Annotated in this window: 17 protein-coding genes and 1 riboswitch; of the genes, 8 read left to right on the top strand and 9 right to left on the bottom strand. The window is 57.8% G+C overall.

Going from position 1 to position 15,811, the window contains the following annotated elements; translation table 11 throughout:
• Window positions 1–41 precede the first annotated feature (41 nt).
• Together LKR43_RS13140 and LKR43_RS13135 are read right to left on the bottom strand one after the other, a co-directional pair.
• The gene (locus LKR43_RS13140; RefSeq protein ID WP_227684518.1) at window positions 42–770 is read right to left on the bottom strand and encodes a pirin family protein; all 729 of its coding nucleotides are present in this window, start codon (window positions 768–770) and stop codon (window positions 42–44) included.
• Window positions 771–988: 218 nt separating this feature from the next.
• Complete coding sequence (locus LKR43_RS13135; protein WP_227684517.1) at window positions 989–1,612, bottom strand: hypothetical protein; 624 nt, start codon at window positions 1,610–1,612, stop codon at window positions 989–991.
• Between the two features lie 241 nt (window positions 1,613–1,853).
• Here LKR43_RS13135 and LKR43_RS13130 point away from each other — a divergent pair, with 241 nt between their 5' ends.
• Window positions 1,854–2,603 carry a carbonic anhydrase gene (locus LKR43_RS13130; protein WP_227684516.1) on the top strand — a complete coding sequence of 250 codons (750 nt, stop codon included), beginning with the start codon at window positions 1,854–1,856 and terminating at the stop codon, window positions 2,601–2,603.
• Between the two features lie 56 nt (window positions 2,604–2,659).
• Here the strand turns inward: LKR43_RS13130 and gshA are convergent, their stop codons facing one another.
• Complete coding sequence (gene gshA / locus LKR43_RS13125; RefSeq protein WP_227684515.1) at window positions 2,660–4,225, bottom strand: glutamate--cysteine ligase; 1,566 nt, start codon at window positions 4,223–4,225, stop codon at window positions 2,660–2,662.
• An 84-nt stretch (window positions 4,226–4,309) separates the two neighbouring features.
• Between gshA and LKR43_RS13120 the strand changes: the two genes are divergently transcribed.
• Entirely contained in the window at window positions 4,310–4,792 is a 483-nt protein-coding gene (locus tag LKR43_RS13120; protein ID WP_227684514.1) for a hypothetical protein, read from the top strand.
• Here LKR43_RS13120 and LKR43_RS13115 read toward each other — a convergent pair.
• Complete coding sequence (locus LKR43_RS13115) at window positions 4,725–4,991, bottom strand: helix-turn-helix domain-containing protein (protein ID WP_227684513.1); 267 nt, start codon at window positions 4,989–4,991, stop codon at window positions 4,725–4,727. The two genes, LKR43_RS13120 and LKR43_RS13115, sit on opposite strands and share 68 nt — an antisense overlap.
• 181 nt (window positions 4,992–5,172) lie before the next feature.
• A riboswitch (SAM riboswitch) is annotated at window positions 5,173–5,251 on the top strand.
• Here LKR43_RS13115 and LKR43_RS13110 point away from each other — a divergent pair.
• From LKR43_RS13110 to LKR43_RS13095, 4 genes are all read left to right on the top strand, one after another.
• Window positions 5,241–6,503 (top strand): homoserine O-acetyltransferase, encoded by a 1,263-nt coding sequence (locus LKR43_RS13110; protein ID WP_227684512.1) that lies wholly within the window; start codon window positions 5,241–5,243, stop codon window positions 6,501–6,503. Its footprint overlaps the riboswitch before it by 11 nt.
• Window positions 6,500–7,138: a methionine biosynthesis protein MetW gene (metW, locus tag LKR43_RS13105; protein WP_227684511.1), complete on the top strand. Its 639-nt coding sequence runs from the start codon at window positions 6,500–6,502 to the stop codon at window positions 7,136–7,138. Before LKR43_RS13110 ends, metW begins: the two co-directional genes overlap by 4 nt.
• Window positions 7,135–8,367 (top strand): muropeptide transporter, encoded by a 1,233-nt coding sequence (locus tag LKR43_RS13100; RefSeq protein ID WP_227684551.1) that lies wholly within the window; start codon window positions 7,135–7,137, stop codon window positions 8,365–8,367. The genes metW and LKR43_RS13100 overlap by 4 nt, the downstream gene beginning before the upstream one ends.
• A 1-nt stretch (window position 8,368) precedes the next feature.
• Entirely contained in the window at window positions 8,369–8,983 is a 615-nt protein-coding gene (locus tag LKR43_RS13095; RefSeq protein WP_227684510.1) for a trimeric intracellular cation channel family protein, read from the top strand.
• Window positions 8,984–9,013: 30 nt separating this feature from the next.
• Here LKR43_RS13095 and LKR43_RS13090 read toward each other — a convergent pair whose 3' ends face one another.
• Entirely contained in the window at window positions 9,014–9,796 is a 783-nt protein-coding gene (locus tag LKR43_RS13090) for an exodeoxyribonuclease III (protein WP_227684509.1), read from the bottom strand.
• A gap of 127 nt (window positions 9,797–9,923) precedes the next feature.
• Window positions 9,924–10,325, bottom strand: a complete 402-nt coding sequence (locus LKR43_RS13085) for a DoxX family protein (RefSeq protein WP_227684508.1) — start codon at window positions 10,323–10,325, stop codon at window positions 9,924–9,926.
• Between the two features lie 191 nt (window positions 10,326–10,516).
• Between LKR43_RS13085 and pyrE the strand changes: the two genes are divergently transcribed.
• The gene (pyrE, locus tag LKR43_RS13080) at window positions 10,517–11,188 is read left to right on the top strand and encodes an orotate phosphoribosyltransferase (RefSeq protein ID WP_227684507.1); all 672 of its coding nucleotides are present in this window, start codon (window positions 10,517–10,519) and stop codon (window positions 11,186–11,188) included.
• 40 nt (window positions 11,189–11,228) lie between these two features.
• Here pyrE and gatB read toward each other — a convergent pair whose 3' ends face one another.
• Genes gatB through gatC form a run of 3 tightly spaced genes read right to left on the bottom strand, consistent with a single transcriptional unit; the run spans window position 11,229 to window position 14,524 of the window.
• Complete coding sequence (gatB, locus tag LKR43_RS13075) at window positions 11,229–12,683, bottom strand: Asp-tRNA(Asn)/Glu-tRNA(Gln) amidotransferase subunit GatB (protein WP_227684506.1); 1,455 nt, start codon at window positions 12,681–12,683, stop codon at window positions 11,229–11,231.
• Entirely contained in the window at window positions 12,683–14,212 is a 1,530-nt protein-coding gene (gene gatA / locus LKR43_RS13070) for an Asp-tRNA(Asn)/Glu-tRNA(Gln) amidotransferase subunit GatA (RefSeq protein ID WP_227684505.1), read from the bottom strand. Before gatA ends, gatB begins: the two co-directional genes overlap by 1 nt.
• Window positions 14,213–14,215: 3 nt before the next feature.
• Entirely contained in the window at window positions 14,216–14,524 is a 309-nt protein-coding gene (gene gatC, locus LKR43_RS13065) for an Asp-tRNA(Asn)/Glu-tRNA(Gln) amidotransferase subunit GatC (protein ID WP_227684504.1), read from the bottom strand.
• A gap of 229 nt (window positions 14,525–14,753) precedes the next feature.
• On the opposite strand from gatC, the gene LKR43_RS13060 reads away from it, so the two are divergent.
• The gene (locus LKR43_RS13060) at window positions 14,754–15,797 is read left to right on the top strand and encodes a rod shape-determining protein (protein WP_041682717.1); all 1,044 of its coding nucleotides are present in this window, start codon (window positions 14,754–14,756) and stop codon (window positions 15,795–15,797) included.
• Window positions 15,798–15,811 lie beyond the last annotated feature (14 nt).

The following is a 15,811-nucleotide window of genomic DNA, read 5'->3' as shown; positions in this document are numbered from 1 at the left end:
GCTTTTTTTTCGGGTGTCGGCCGCGGGCCGGTAGAGTCTTTTTATTCCTTTACAAGATCGAATACCAGTACTTCCGCATTCTGCCCCTCAGACAAGTCGAGTTCCGTTTCATCCTCAAGCAAGGCGCCGTCGCCTTCCTTCAGATCATGGCCGTTCACAGTCAGTTTGCCCCGGGCCAGGTGCACATAGGTCAGGCGCGCCGTATCCAGCCGCTGGCTTGCTGTCTCGTCGGCATTGAACAGGCCGGCGTAGATCCTGGCATCGGCATTCATGCTTACAGAGCCTTCTTGCCCGTTCGGTGAGGCCACCAGCGCCAGGCGGCCGCGCCGCTGCTCAGGGTTGAAATGCTTCTGCTCATAGCCGGGCCGGATGCCTTTGAACTTAGGCTTGATCCAGATCTGCAGAAAGCGGGTGCTGCCATCCTGCAAGTTGTTGAATTCGCTGTGCTGCACACCGGTGCCGGCGCTCATGCGCTGCACATCGCCGGGGCGGATGATGCCGCTGTTGTCGGCACCGGCGTGGCCATTGCCCATGCTGTCCTGGTGAGCGAGTTCGCCGTCCAGCACATAGCTGATGATTTCCATGTCGCGATGACCATGGGTACCAAAGCCACGGCCTGGGGCAACCGTGTCGTCGTTGATCACGCGAAGATTGCCATGGCCCTGATGCTTGATGTCGAAGTAGTCTCCGAAGGAAAAGCTGTGGGCGCTTTGCAGCCAGCCGCCATGGGCGGACCGGCCGCGTGCTTCAGATTTGCGTAGTGTAATCATGCTTGTGCCTTATGTTTCGTCGATGTAGCAACTTTAAAACTTCCTGATTGATGAATAAATTGGTCTTATATTCATGTTATATTTCTAATATAGGAATAATATAGACAAGTTGCTGCATTTTTGGCCTTCAACTTTGCTGGTCGCGATTTGGTAATCGGGTGCTGTGAGACTTGTGGAAAGGATCAATGTGGCCGGAAATTCGCGGGCGAAAAATCAAGTCAGTCTGTTCCTACATACCCAGCCATTTCCAGAATGGCTGCTTCTCTGAGCCGAAGCGCCTTGCTCGTGTTCAGAGACTGTAACCAACTGCGTTTGTGCTGATCAGCTGAGTTCAGGTCATGCAATGCAATGCGTTCCAGTGGATCGCAGCAGAGCGTGAAGTTATTGTTTCCCTCCCAGTCTTGGGTGATTGGAAAGCCGTGGCGGCCTAGTGGCGCGGGGAATGTGATGTCGATAGTGATCTCGCCATGCCCCAGGTCACACGTTACGAAGTTATGCACATCATAGACCCGATAGGCGCTGGCGGCTGTGCGCAGTTGATCGGAATAATAGGGCCGCTTGAAATCCATGATGTAGCATGCCATCCAGAATTGCGGGGCATGGCCCATCAGGGTCAGCCATTCATGAGCCGCCATGTGTTTGGCAGAGCAGGTACCGGTCCATTCCGTAATGCAATCCCGAACGGTATTTCCGCGCGAAGGGCGCGCATAGGGCATGTCTCGAAGCGACAGCAGAACGCTGCGCAATGATGGGTACCCATAGGGGTTTTCAAGGGGATTTGTCGTGAACTTCAGGAAGTGGTCACGCCAGTAGTCAGGAAGCTGCAGAAGCGTTAGTGGCAATTTTTTTATCTGACATTGTTGTTACGCGAGTTGGGGGCAGCGGCCGCGAGGATTTCGTTCGCAAAGACTGATCTCCTGACTATACGTGGCCGCGACCGGAAAACGAAAAATAACGGGTGTTTTTTTGCATTTTTGATTATTATCCATTTGTAAATAAAAACAACTGAATAGGGCGAAGCAAGGTATCAAGGCTGGCCGGCCCGCATGGGCTCGCTGGCATCGCTCGCACCAGGAGATAATCATGTGTGAACTATGCCTTTCACGCAGTCTATTCGGCAATCGGCCTGCGTCACCCTCCAGGCGTGCCGCCCTGGGCGCTCTGGGCGCGTTTTCCTTGCTTGGCATGTCCGCAGCCGCCGGACTTGCGCATGCCAAGGCGTCACCCAAGCCCGAAAATGTGCTCTCGCCAGACCAGGCACTCAAGCGCCTGGTGGCGGGAAACGAACGATACACGGCGGGCAAGGTCACGATCCGCAGCTATGCCGCGACACGCGCGGCATTGGCCGGCGGCCAGAATCCCTATGCCTCCATCCTTAGTTGTGCCGATTCGCGGGTCAGCCCTGAGCTATGTTTTGACGAGGGCAGGGGCGATCTGTTCGTTACGCGTGTGGCGGGTAACTATGTCACCAGCGATATCCTGGCCAGTCTGGAGTACGGTGTTGCGGTCCTGAACACGCCGCTTATTATGGTGCTGGGGCACACAAGTTGCGGTGCGGTCAGTGCGGCAGTCGGCGCGTATGAAAAGCAGGCCGAATTTCCCGGTCATATCAATAGTCTGGTCACCGAACTTATGCCTGCGGTGCGTGCGGCTGCGGCCGAACCGCATCAGGGCACGCTGGCGCAGGCAGCCACCATTGAAAACATCAAGCAGAACGTGCAACGCCTGCAACAGGCCACACCGATACTAAGCCGGGCGGTTCAGGCGGGCAAAACCAAAGTAGCAGGCGGCCTCTATCATCTCGACACGGGCAAGGTGGAACTGGTCGTATAGGCTTTATGGAAGCCCGCAATTCAAACCGGCATGTGTTCGTACAAACTGGGCGCGCCTTAGGGTTTTAGTGCGCGATGAAAGCGCTCGACGTAGCTGTCGAAGTCTTCGGTATCACCGTCTTCAAGGCGCTTTTGCTCGAGAAATGATTCGCTGGCAAGCTGTACGTACTCTTGCTGCAACTTGCCATTCAGCGGGCTGGCCCGCAGGGTGTCGCGATGCCGCAGGCTTTGCTGCAAGGTGTAGTCTTGCAGGCCCAGACCCAGCTTGCGCATGTCGGCCAGCAGGGTGGCCGAAGGGGTCAGGGTGCTGTCGGCCAGCTTTTCCTGCTGGCGCGCAACTGCCTGAGCATGGAGGTCGCCGCTGTCGTGTGCCTGATCCAGCAATTGTGCATAGGGGGCGATGCGCTCTATGAGTTCGGTGCCCCAGTCTGTCAGCGAAATGGTCTGCCTGTCTTTGATCAGGGTAAGCCCAGGTTTGCGTCCTTCTTTCACGACAGTACCGAAGTTGCTGTGGCTGTCAGTGCAAAATCCATTGTTGGCAAAGTTGTCGCTGGGCTCGACGGCACAGAACAGCAGGAAGGCGTCCATGAACCGGCTGGTGTCGGCTGAAATTCCTATGGGCGATGCCGGGTCGATATCCAGGCAGCGTACTTCTATATATTGCACGCCGCGTTCGGCCAGGGCCGTGGCGGGTCGTTCGCCCCGACCCGTAGCGCGTTTGGGCCGAATATTGGAGTAGTACTCGTTTTCGATCTGGATGATATTGGTGTTCAGCTGTATCCATTCGCCATTGCGATGCGTACCGATGGCTTCGTAATCAGGCCACGGCGTAGTAACGGCGGTGTGCATGCGGCTCAAGAAGGTGTCCAGGTCGTTATAACAAAGCTGCAGTTCTGACTGGGCCTTGTTGCCCTGGTAACCAAGGTCGCTCATGCGCAGGCTGGTCGCGTACGGCAGATACAAAGTGGTTTCGTCGAACTCTTGCAGATATTGTCCGGCGTTTTGAAGAAAACCTTTCGATATGGCCGGTGATGCACCAAACAGGTACATGAGCAGCCATGAATAGCGGGTGAAATTACGTATCTGGGCCAGGTAGCCTTCAGAGCGGCGCTGCTGAGGTTCTTTGCCGGCGGTGTCCAGCAGCTCCCATAGCTCATCGGGCAGGGAGTAGTTGTAATGCACGCCTGCTATGCACTGCATGGCTTTGCCATAGCGCTCGGCCAGGCCGCGGCGATACACATGCTTGAGCATGCCGGTGTTGGATGTGCCGTACCAGGCGATGGGAATGTCGGCTTCGGGTGGCAGGCCGGCCGGTGCGGATTGGTTCCAGATCAGCTCGCTTCCAAGGTTCTGCGCCACGAATCGATGGGTTTGTTCGAGCTCGCCAAGCAGGCTTTCGGTAGAATCGTGGGTGCCTGTAATCAGCTCCAGCAGCGCTTCGGAATAATCAGTGGTGATGCGTGGGTTGGTCAGCGCCGAACCCAGTGCAGCCGGATGCGGTGTTTGGGCAAGCTTGCCGTGCTGATCGACCCGCAGACCTTCTTTTTCAATACCGCGCAATATGCCCTTCAGCGCAGACGGATGTTGGCCGAGCAGGGTCAGGCGTGGGTGAGTGGATGTCATTACGGGATATCTTTAAAGAAGTTTTTTATAGCTGGCGATTTTACCTGAGGTATGGCTTTGATACGTGCTGCTTTGATAATGTTGATGTCGCTGGTTCTGGCGGCCTGCTCTCCCGACTACAACTGGCGTCAGGTTGCTGTGGGCGACGGGGCTGTCATGGCATTTTTCCCCGAAAAACCGGTTACGCAGTCGCGTACGCTGCAGTTCTCGGGGCACGACATTGAATTTGCACTCACCAGCGCCAAGGTGGGCGATGTGCTGTTTACCGTTGCGCATGCACCGCTGCCCGCTGCCGTGCGCAACGACGAAGCACTTGCCCAGGAGTTTGCCCGGGCAGTCATGCAGTCACTTTATCGCAATATGGGGGCGACCGAGTCGGATCCTTTGCCGGCACTGGGGGAGTCGTTTGCCATAAATGGCAAGACGCCGCAAGGCGACATGCGCTTGCGGGCCACAGTCTGGCTGAGCCAGGGGGCGCTGGTGGAAGGGCTGGTAATGGCTACGCCTGACGAATTTCCGGAGCCTCAGGCAGAGCAGTTTTTTCAAGGCCTGGAAGTGGCTCGGTAAGGGCAGGCAGCAAACCGGCACGCAGCACCGCGGTAATGGCGGCCTGACGACCATGCACGCCCAGCTTTCGGCATGCGTTGGTAACGTGGAAGTTGATGGTTCTTTCCGACAGGCCCAGTATGGCACCCATTTCCCAGCTGGTTTTGCCTATGGCGGCCCAGTGCAGGCAGGTGAGTTCTCGTTCTGTCAGTGGTTTCATATCGGCTTCCTTGTACTTGAATGGCGCGATTATGAGGGCAATAATTTCAAATTACATTAATCTGTAATAAATGTATCGAAATTTTTCTACCTTCTGAGCTATCGTGCCCCCGATATTGTGATCTTTACAGCCAGGTTGGGCGTTACAGGTGGCGGCACAGGGCAGGAGTGGTAGAATTCCTGACTTACACAGCGCCGATTTGCTTGATCTGCTTGCGGGCGCCTCATAAATCCAGCTAAAGAGGTCCACATGGCCGAACTATCCGTACCCGATACATCCTCAACCCCATCCGCTGCAACGGCTCCCGCCATCCAGCCTGACGCCATCGGCTTGCCTGCGGGATCAGTAGGGATTGTTTCTCCCAGCTTCATCTCTTTCACCGAACCACTGGCGCTGACCAGCGGGCAAGTGCTGCCCAGCTACGAGCTCGCTGTGGAAACCTACGGTACGCTCAATGCGCAGCGCAATAATGCCGTTCTGGTTTGTCACGCACTTAATGCTTCGCATCACGTTGCCGGCGTATCCGCCGATGATCCCAAAGACGTGGGCTGGTGGGACAACATGGTGGGGCCGGGCAAGGCACTGGATACCGACCGGTTCTTTGTGATCGGCGTGAACAACATTGGGTCGTGCTTTGGTTCTACCGGGCCGGCCAGCATCAATCCGGAAACCGGACGGCCGTGGGGGGCAGCATTTCCCATGCTGACGGTTGAAGACTGGGTGCGTGCACAGGCCAGGCTGGCCGATTATTTTCAGATAGACAAATTCGCGGCCGTCATGGGCGGGTCGCTGGGCGGGATGCAGGCACTGAGCTGGGCCATTACCTGCCCCGAACGGGTCGAGCATTGCATAGTCATTGCCAGCACACCCCGTCTGTCTGCGCAGAATATCGGTTTCAACGAGGTAGCGCGACGGTCCATCATCAGCGATCCGGCTTTCAAGGGTGGCGATTACTACGCTCACAATACCGTGCCCAAGGACGGGCTGTCGGTGGCGCGTATGGTCGGGCATATTACTTACCTGTCGGATGACGACATGGCCTCCAGGTTCGGGCGAACGCAGCGCGCGCCTGCAGACAATGGTGAATTCCATTATGGCTACGGCGTGGAGTTCGAGGTCGAGTCCTATCTGCGCTATCAGGGCGAGAAATTTTCCACTTACTTCGACGCGAATACCTATTTGCTGACTACCCGGGCGCTGGACTATTTTGATCCTTCCCGCAATTACGGGGGGGATCTTGCGCGAGCCCTGCAGAACGTCAAAGCCGGTTTCCTGCTGGTATCTTTCAGCACCGACTGGCGTTTTCCGCCCGAACGCTCACATGAGATCGTCCGTGCGCTGCTCAAGAATCAGGTGCCGGTGACTTACGCCGAAATCAATGCGCCGCATGGCCATGACGCCTTCTTGCTGGATGACCCGCGCTACCATGCCGTCGTTCAGGGGTATTACGATCGGATTGCGGCAAGCCTGGGCCTGGGCGAGCGGCAACATACAACGGGAGTGCTGGCATGAGCCAGGAAGCCATTGCCCCGCAGCATGTGCGGGCCGACCTGCAGCGTATCGCCGGCTGGATAGAACCGGGCAGCCGGGTGCTGGATCTGGGATGCGCCGATGGCACGCTGCTGGCTTATCTGCAGAAGCAGAAAAATGTGGTGGGTACCGGGGTGGAGCTTGACGACGCGCAGGTGATTGCTGCCGTTCGGCGCGGAGTCAGAGTCATACAGCAAAACCTGGAGCAAGGCCTGGCGCTGTTCGACGACCAGCATTTCGATACCGTGGTGCTGTCGCGCACCTTGCAGTCCATGCACAATACCGAGCATATTCTTCGCGAAATGGCACGGGTCGCGCGTTTTGGCATTGTGTCCTTCCCTAACTTCGGGTACTGGCCGCATGGATGGTCCATTTTGCGCGGACGCATGCCGGTAACGGGTGAAATGCCGTACCAGTGGTTCAACACGCCGAACATCCATTTGTGCACGTTGAAGGATTTTGAAAGCCTGGCCGCATCGCTGCAGTTGCAGATTACCCATCTGGCTACCTTTAACGGCAATAAAGAAGTTAAACTTTTGCCTGGCTGGCGCAGTACCCTGGCGGTGTATCGTTTCGAATCTCCTAACCATACAAAGGCTCCATCATCAGCTCAATAACCCGTGTCTATGCCAGCCCGCGAGTCTTTCCCTTACTCGTGCTGGGGTTCGCCAGTGGTTTGCCGCTGGCCTTGACCGGTGGAACGCTGCAGGCGTGGGCGACAGTGGCCAACGTATCGTTGCAGAATATTGGGTTCCTCACGCTGATCGGCACCGCGTATACACTCAAGTTTCTCTGGGCTCCGCTGGTAGACCGCTACGCGCCACCCCTGCTGGGCAGGCGTCGAGGCTGGATATTCATTACCCAGTTGCTGCTTGCGGCAACGATCGCGGGCATGGGCCTGTTTTCACCGGGAACAAATCTGGGCATGCTGGCCGCACTGGCCGTATTGGTCGCGTTCCTGTCGGCCACGCAAGACATTGCCTTCGACGCCTACAGTACCGATGTTCTGCGCAAGGAAGAGCGCGCTGCCGGCGCGGCGATCAAGGTGCTGGGCTATCGCCTGGCCATGATCGTGTCGGGCGGGCTGGCCCTGATTCTTGCAGACCAGTGGCTGGGTTGGGAGAACATGTATTTCCTGATGGGTGGATTTATGGCGATATGTGCCATTGCCACAACGCTGGCCCCCGAACCCGAGGTCGTGGCGCGCGCGCCCCGTACGTTGGGGCTGGCCGTGGTCGAACCCATGATGGAGTTTTTCAGGCGGCGCGGTGCCGTCACGATTCTGCTGCTGATCATTCTGTACAAGCTGGGCGATGCCTTTGCGGGCGCACTATCCACCACCTTTTTGTTGCGTGGTGCGGGCTTCAGCGTGTCAGAAGTGGGTACGATCAACAAGGTATTCGGGCTGGCGGCCACCATTATCGGAGCGCTGGCAGGTGGCAGCATCATGTCGCGCTTCGGGTTGTACAAATCGTTGATGCTGTTTGGCCTGTTGCAGGCGGCGTCAAATTTTGGCTATTGGGTGCTGGCCGTCACTCCGCCGCATCTGTATTCCATGGCAATGGTCGTAGCCATTGAAAATCTGTGTGGCGGGCTGGGAACGGCAGCCTTCGTGGCCCTGCTCATGGCACTGTGCAAACAGGAATTTTCGGCAACGCAGTTTGCCTTGCTGTCGGCATTGTCAGCGGTAGGGCGAACCTATCTGGCCGGTCCCCTTACGCCGCCACTGGTCGAGTCGCTGGGGTGGCCAGGGTTCTTTGTGGTTACCGTCCTGATTGCTCTGCCCGGCCTGATTTTGCTGCGTTTGCGCAAATCGGAAATAGACGGTCTGGACGGGAAAGCCTGACATGCTGCTGGTCCTTTACCTGATTGCCATTACGGCCGAAGCCATGACGGCAGCGCTGGCTGCCGGGCGTCGGGATATGGACTGGGTGGGCGTTTCCATTATTGCCTGCGTGACGGCATTAGGGGGCGGAACGCTGCGCGATGTGGTGCTGGGACACTATCCTGTTACCTGGGTGCTGCACCCCGAATATCTGTGGATTACAGCCGGCGCAGCCATACTGACCGCGCTGGTTGCGCCTGTCATGCGGCGCTTGCGCAGCATTTTTCTGATGCTCGATGCATTGGGGTTGGTCGTGTTCACGGTGATTGGGTGCCAGGTGGCCCTGGGCATGGACCTGCCGATCACCGTGGTGTTGATCAGCGGCATGATCACCGGCTGCGCCGGAGGCATGTTGCGCGACATCCTGTGCAACGATATTCCGCTTTTGCTGCGCAAAGAAATGTACGCCAGCGTATCGGTGGTCACAGGTGCCTTATTCCTGAGCGCTCAGCATCTTGGTCTGGACTTGAACCTGTCCATGATAGGTGCGATGGCCATTGGCTTTGCCTTCCGGATGCTGGCCTTGCGGTTTAACTGGCAAATGCCCAAATTCGTCTATCGCGACGAATGGCGTTAAGCAAGCCCGGGCTCAGGGCTTCCTTGGCCTCTACAGCGTCCAGTTGTAATCGATGGTCAGAGGGGCGTGGTCGCTGAAGCGTTCTTCCTTATAGATGGATGCCGCTTTTGCCGTTGCTCCGATTTCCTGAGTGGCTATCTGATAGTCGATACGCCAGCCCACGTTGTTTGCCCAGGCTTGTCCGCGATTGCTCCACCATGTGTAGGCTTCGCCGGTGGCGTCCGGATAAAGGCTGCGATAGACATCCATCCAGCCTATTTCGTCAAAGACACGGGTCAGCCAGGCGCGCTCTTCAGGCAGGAAGCCGCTGTTTTTCAGATTGCCTTTCCAGTTCTTGAGGTCAATTTCCTTGTGGGCGATATTCCAGTCCCCGCATAGAATCACCTGCCGCCCTGATACGGCAAGCTCGTGCAGATGCGTGAAAAAATGCTCCATGAACACGTATTTGGCGGCCTGACGATGGTCGCCGCTGGAGCCTGAGGGCAAATAGAGCGAAATGATGGAAAGCCCGTCATAGATCAGTTCAAGATAGCGGCCTTCGGCATCAATTTCGGGGACGCCCAACCCTTGTATTACCTGTAATGGCTGCTGGCGGGCATACAGGCCAACGCCGCTATAGCCCTTTTTCTCGGCATAGTGAAAATAGCCGTAATAACCCTCTGGATTCAGCATCTCTGCGGTCAGGTTGTCGGCTTGTGCCTTCAGTTCCTGCATGCAGATGAAATCGGCGTTTTGTTTGGGGATCCAGTCCAGGAAGCCTTTGCGCACGGCGGAGCGGATGCCGTTGAGATTGGCTGAAATAACACGAAGCATGATGATGGATGTCCAGAGTGGCAATCGAATTCACGACTTTAACCTGGATCATTAGGGCCTGGCGAGCAGCGCAGGCCATGCAGGAAGGAGCAGCCGGCAGTCGCCCTGCAACTGCCGGGGGCAAAGACTAGGCTTTGCTGCGTGCGGCGTCGACGCTCCAGGGGCCGGGGCCGGCAAAGAAAATGTACAGGAAAACAAAGCAGAACAGCACGGCGGCTTCGCCACCATTCATGACCGGAAACAGCAGCATGCCCTTGCCGGCTACGTGACCGATAAAGTACGCTGCGGCGCAAAAGCCCGAGGCTATGAAGGCGGCACCCCGGGTGAACAGGCCTATGATCAGCAGTGCACCCGCCACCAGCTCTATCAGACCGGCGATGCCCATCATGGAAAAGATCTGCAGGCCTTCAATGGCTTTGCCCGGAAAACCAAAATACTTGCTGGTTCCATGCCAGATGAAGCAGTAAGCGGCGACAATGCGCAAGATGCTCAGCATGCGTGGAGTCCAGACCGTGCACGAGTTATTCATAGCGTTCCCCAAGTAAACGTGAAGTGGATACTGCGAAAGCTTGTAGATACTTAATCTATATCAAGCAAGTTTATAGGAATAACTTCGGGAAGTATCCAGGAATCTGCGTCACTGTGGCGTCCTGAGTACGCTTTTCCGGGCGTAATTGGAATTCTGGCCGATAATACTGGTTTTCTCTTCTCGTTCAAATTATGGCTGATACCTCCAACCGTTCAGAGTTCGTGCGTTTCTCTCTCGAGCAGGGCGTTTTGCGCTTTGGCAGCTTCAAGGTCAAGTCGGGGCGCATGAGTCCTTACTTTTTCAACGCCGGACTATTCAATACCGGCCGTTCGGTCGGGCGACTGGCGCAGTTCTATGCGCAGGCGCTGGTTGATGCCGGTGTCGAATTCAATATGCTGTTTGGCCCCGCCTACAAAGGGATACCCCTGGCTGCGACAACGGCTGTTGCGCTGGCGCAGCACTCCGCGCTCGCCGGGCGTGATGTGCCTTTCGCCTTCAATCGTAAAGAGGCCAAGGATCACGGCGAGGGTGGCGTACTGGTTGGGGCGCCTTTGCAAGGCAAGGTGGTGATTATCGATGACGTGATCACTGCCGGAACGTCGGTGCGGGAGTCAGTCGAGATCATTCGCCAGGCTGGTGCGGAACCGGCTGCCGTGCTGATCGCGCTCGACCGTATGGAACGCGCCGGCGCCGATGATGCCTTGTCGGAACATTCGGCGGTGCAGGACGTTGCCATGACTTACGGTATTCCGGTGGTCAGCATTGCTTCCCTGGCCGATATCATGGCCGTGCTGGAAGGTGATGCGTCCCTGGCCGAGCATCGCGGCGCCGTAGCCGACTATCGCGCCCGCTACGGCGTTTGACTATGCTGCAGGCGCCGGTTAATGCGGCGCCTGGCAGAATCTAGCCCAATTTTTCCTTCAGCAGGTCATTGACCTGCTGCGGGTTGGCCTTGCCCTTGGCTGCCTTCATGACCTGGCCGACCAGCGAATTGAAGGCTTTCTGCTTGCCTGCGCGATACTCCTCGACAATGGCCGGATGGGCCGCCAGAACCTCGTCTATCATGGCGCCGATCGCTCCGCTGTCGCTGATCTGTTTCAGGCCGCGTGCTTCGATGATGGCGTCGGGATTGCCCTCGTGCTCGCCCGCCCACATGGCGCCAAAGACTTCGCGGGCCATTTTGTTGGAAATGGTTCCGTCTATGATGCGGGCAATCAGGGCCGCCAGTGAGGCTGGGGCAACCGGACTTTGCTCCAGATCCAGCTCTTCGCGGTTAAGCGCTGCCGATAGTTCACCCAGGATCCAGTTGGCGGCAAGCTTGGCCTGGCCTTTTGGCAGCTGTTCGGCAACCGCCGCGAAGTAATCCGAGCTGGCGCGCGACATGGTCAGCTGGGCTGCGTCGTAGGCGCTCAAGCCAAGTTCCTGTTCAAAGCGGGTCCGTTTCTGGGCCGGCAGTTCGGGCATGGAAGCCCTGACGCTTTCCACCCATTCGGGTTCTATGATCAGTGGAGGCAGGTCGGGGTCGGGGAAGTAACGATAGTCGTGCGCGTCTTCCTTGCTGCGCATGCTGCGTGTTTCATCCAGATCGGAGTCGTAAAGCCGGGTTTCCTGAACCACTTTGCCGCCGTCTTCAAGCAGCTCAATCTGGCGCCGCGCTTCGAACAGAATGGCTCGTTCCAGGAAACGGAAGGAGTTGACGTTCTTGATCTCGCTGCGCGTACCAAGAACCGGGTCGCCCTTGCGACGCACCGATACGTTGGCGTCGCAGCGGAACGAACCTTCCTGCATGTTTCCGTCGCAGATGCCCAGCCATACAACCAGACCATGCAGTGCGCGGGCATAGGCGACGGCCTCGGCGGCCGAGCGCATTTCGGGCTCGGTTACGATTTCAAGCAGCGGTGTGCCTGCGCGATTCAGGTCGATGCCGGTCGAGGATTCTCCGTGAGGGCCGGTGAAATTTTCGTGCAGCGATTTGCCGGCATCTTCTTCCAGGTGGGCCCGGGTCAGATTGACGGTCTTTTCTTCGCCATCGACAAAAAATGAGATGGAGCCGCCTTGCACGACGGGGATCTCGAACTGGCTGATCTGGTAGTTCTTGGGCAGATCGGGGTAGAAGTAGTTCTTGCGGGCAAAGATGGAGCGGGGCGCAATATGCGACCCCAGTGCCAGGCCCAGGCGGATGGCGCGTTCGACAGCGCCTTTGTTCATGACGGGCAGGCTGCCGGGCAAAGCCATGTCGACCTCATTGGCCTGGGTATTGGGCTCGGCGCCGTAGCGTGTGCTGCTGTCAGAAAAAATCTTGGATTCGGTGGAAAGCTGGACGTGCGTTTCCAGGCCGATGACGATTTCCCATTCCATTATTTCTGTTCCGGTGTGCGTTGATGCCAGTCACTTGCCTGCTGATAGCGGTCAGCCAGGGCAAGCAGCTTGCCTTCGGTGAAGTAGTTACCGATGATCTGGAGTCCGACGGGCAGGGGGCGCTCGGTGCCAAAGCCGCAAGGTACGGACATGGCAGGCAGGCCTGCCAGGCTGATGCTGAGCGTATAAATGTCGGCCAGCCAGTCGGCGGTGGGGTCATCGCGGTTATCGCCTATAGGTTTGGCCACGCCGGGCGTGACCGGCCCCATGATGACATCACAATGTTGGGCAAAAGCCTGCTGGAAATCGTTCACGATCATGCGGCGCACGCGCTGTGCCTGCAGATAGTATGCGTCGTAATAGCCATGCGACAGCACATAAGTGCCGACCATGATGCGGCGCAGGACTTCGTCGCCGAATCCTTCAGTGCGCGAACGGCTGGTCATTTCTGCCAGATCGCCGTATTGTGCGGCGCGGTGGCCGTAGCGCACGCCGTCGTAGCGTGACAGGTTGCTGGATGCCTCGGCTGGAGCGATGACATAGTAGGCCGGGATGGAGAGCGCTGTGCGCGGCAGGGAAATATCGACACGTACGGCGCCCAGCGACTCGAAAGTTTGCAAGGCTGCCTGCACGGCACTGGCCACATCGGACGACAGGCCGTCGTTCAGGAATTCCTGGGGTACACCTATGCGCAAGCCTTTCAGGGGCTGGCTGCCCGCTGCGTCAAACTGCGCGGCAGCGGCGTCGAACTGTTCGCGGATACGGCCGGGCTGGTTGGCGATGCCATCGCAGAATTCAAGGCTGGTCGCATCGCGCGGATCGAAGCCCGACATGGGGTCCAGCAGTTCCAGCAGGTCGCGTGCATGGCGTGCGATGGGGCCTGCCTGGTCCAGGCTGGAGCCGTAGGCAACCATGCCAAAGCGCGAGACCGTGCCGTAAGTTGGCTTGATGCCGCTGACGCCGCACAAAGCGGCGGGCTGGCGTACCGAGCCACCGGTGTCGGTGCCGGTAGCTCCCATGAGCAAGCCGGCGGCTACGGCTGCCGCCGATCCGCCCGAGGAACCGCCAGGCACCGTTGTGGTGTCCCAGGGGTTCAGGGCGGGCCCGAAGGCCGAGTTCTCGTTGCCCGACCCCATCGCGAACTCATCGCAGTTGAGCTTGCCCAGCGAAACGGCGCCGGCTTGCTTCAGGCGACTGACAACGGTGGCATCGAAGGGGCTGACATATTGCGCCAGCATTTTGCTGGCGGCTGTCGTGCGCCAGCCCTGTGTTACGAATACGTCTTTGTGCGCAATGGGAATGCCGGCAAGGGCAGGCGCCTGGCCGGCAGCCAGCCGGCGGTCGGCTTCGTCGGCCTGCGCAAGGGTCAGGTCGTGGTCTATGTGCAGGAATGTGTTCAGATCGGCGCGTGCTTCGGCGGCCGCCAGGGCGCTGGTTGCCAGTTCGCGGGCGCTGATCTTGCGATTTTGCAAGGCATCGCGCAGTTGGGCGATGCCGTCGAATTCTGTATGAAGAGGTGTGCGTGACATCTTTTACTCGATTACCGTAGGGACCAGGAACAGGCCGTTTTCGTTTGCCGGCGCATTGGCCATCAGGGACTGGCGTTGTTCCAGGGTGTGCGTGGCGGCGGATTTGTCGTCGCGCAGGCGCAGCTTGATCTCCTGGTGCGCTTCAAGGGGGTGAGCCATGGGTTCGATGCCAGACGTGTCAACCGCCTGCAGCTGCTCGATAAGCCCCATGATGCGGTTCAGTTCATGCTGGGCGCGGGTATTGTCTGCTGGCGAGAGTTCGATACGCGCGAGCCGCGCGATGCGGGCTACGTCTTGCTCGGTAATTGACATGGATTTTGCTATAAGAAAGGGTTACCGTCGATTTGCAATAAGAGGTAAGTGAAGATGCCTGCCGACTGCTTTCGGGGAATAATTTGCCGTCATTCGACCTTATCAGCCGACAATTATAAGTTATCATTGTTGGTTTAATTCGTTGATGAATATTCCGGGTGCCAGCCTGTTTGCGTCGGCGGCCCCGAAACCAGCGGATTTCTTTCAATTTTCATATCACTGAGCGCCCATGTTCGGATTCCTTCGTAGTTATTTCTCCAGCGATATGGCGATCGACCTCGGTACCGCCAACACCCTGATCTATGTTCGCGGCAAGGGCATTGTGCTTGATGAGCCTTCGGTCGTCGCTATCCGTCATGATGGCGGCCCCAGTGGCAAGAAGATCATTCAGGCGGTTGGTCGCGAGGCCAAGCAGATGCTGGGTCGTGTACCGGGCAATATTGAAGCCATACGGCCCATGAAAGACGGCGTGATCGCCGATTTCACCGTTACCGAGCAGATGCTCAAGCAGTTTATCCGCATGGTGCATCCGCGCAGCATGTTTGCACCCAGCCCGCGCATTATTGTGTGTGTGCCTTGCGGCTCCACCCAGGTCGAGCGTCGTGCCATCCGTGAGTCTGCACTTGGTGCCGGCGCAAGCCAGGTCTACCTGATTGAAGAACCCATGGCCGCAGCCATCGGCGCCGGTCTGGCCGTATCGGATGCCAGCGGCTCCATGGTGGTTGACATCGGTGGCGGCACCACCGAAGTTGCCATTATCTCGTTGGGCGGCATGGTCTATAAGGGCTCGGTCCGGGTGGGTGGCGACAAGTTCGACGAAGCCATCATCAATTACATCCGGCGCAACTATGGCATGCTCATAGGCGAGCCCACCGCAGAACTGATCAAGAAGGAAATCGGTTCCGCCTTCCCTGGCTCGGAAATTCGTGAAATTGAAGTCAAGGGCCGTAATCTTTCCGAGGGCGTGCCCCGCAGCTTTACGGTTTCGTCCAACGAGATACTGGAATCCCTGACCGATCCCCTGAACCAGATCGTATCAGCCGTCAAGACGGCACTGGAACAGACGCCGCCCGAACTGGGTGCCGACATCACCGACAAGGGTATTGCCCTGACCGGTGGTGGTGCGCTGCTGCATGATCTTGACCGCTTGCTGCAGGAAGAAACAGGTCTGCCTGTCGTTGTGGCCGAAGATCCACTGACTTGCGTCGTACGCGGTTGCGGTGAAGCACTCGAGCACCTCGAGCGCCTGGGTACTGTGTTCATATACGATTAAATTTGGTTCGACCA

Origin of the sequence: Pusillimonas sp. MFBS29, from assembly GCF_020687695.1 — a bacterium.
Lineage (GTDB): Bacteria > Pseudomonadota > Gammaproteobacteria > Burkholderiales > Burkholderiaceae_B > Pusillimonas_C.
Note: the sequence above shows the minus strand (reverse complement) of the source record. Positions and strands in the feature narration are given on the sequence as shown.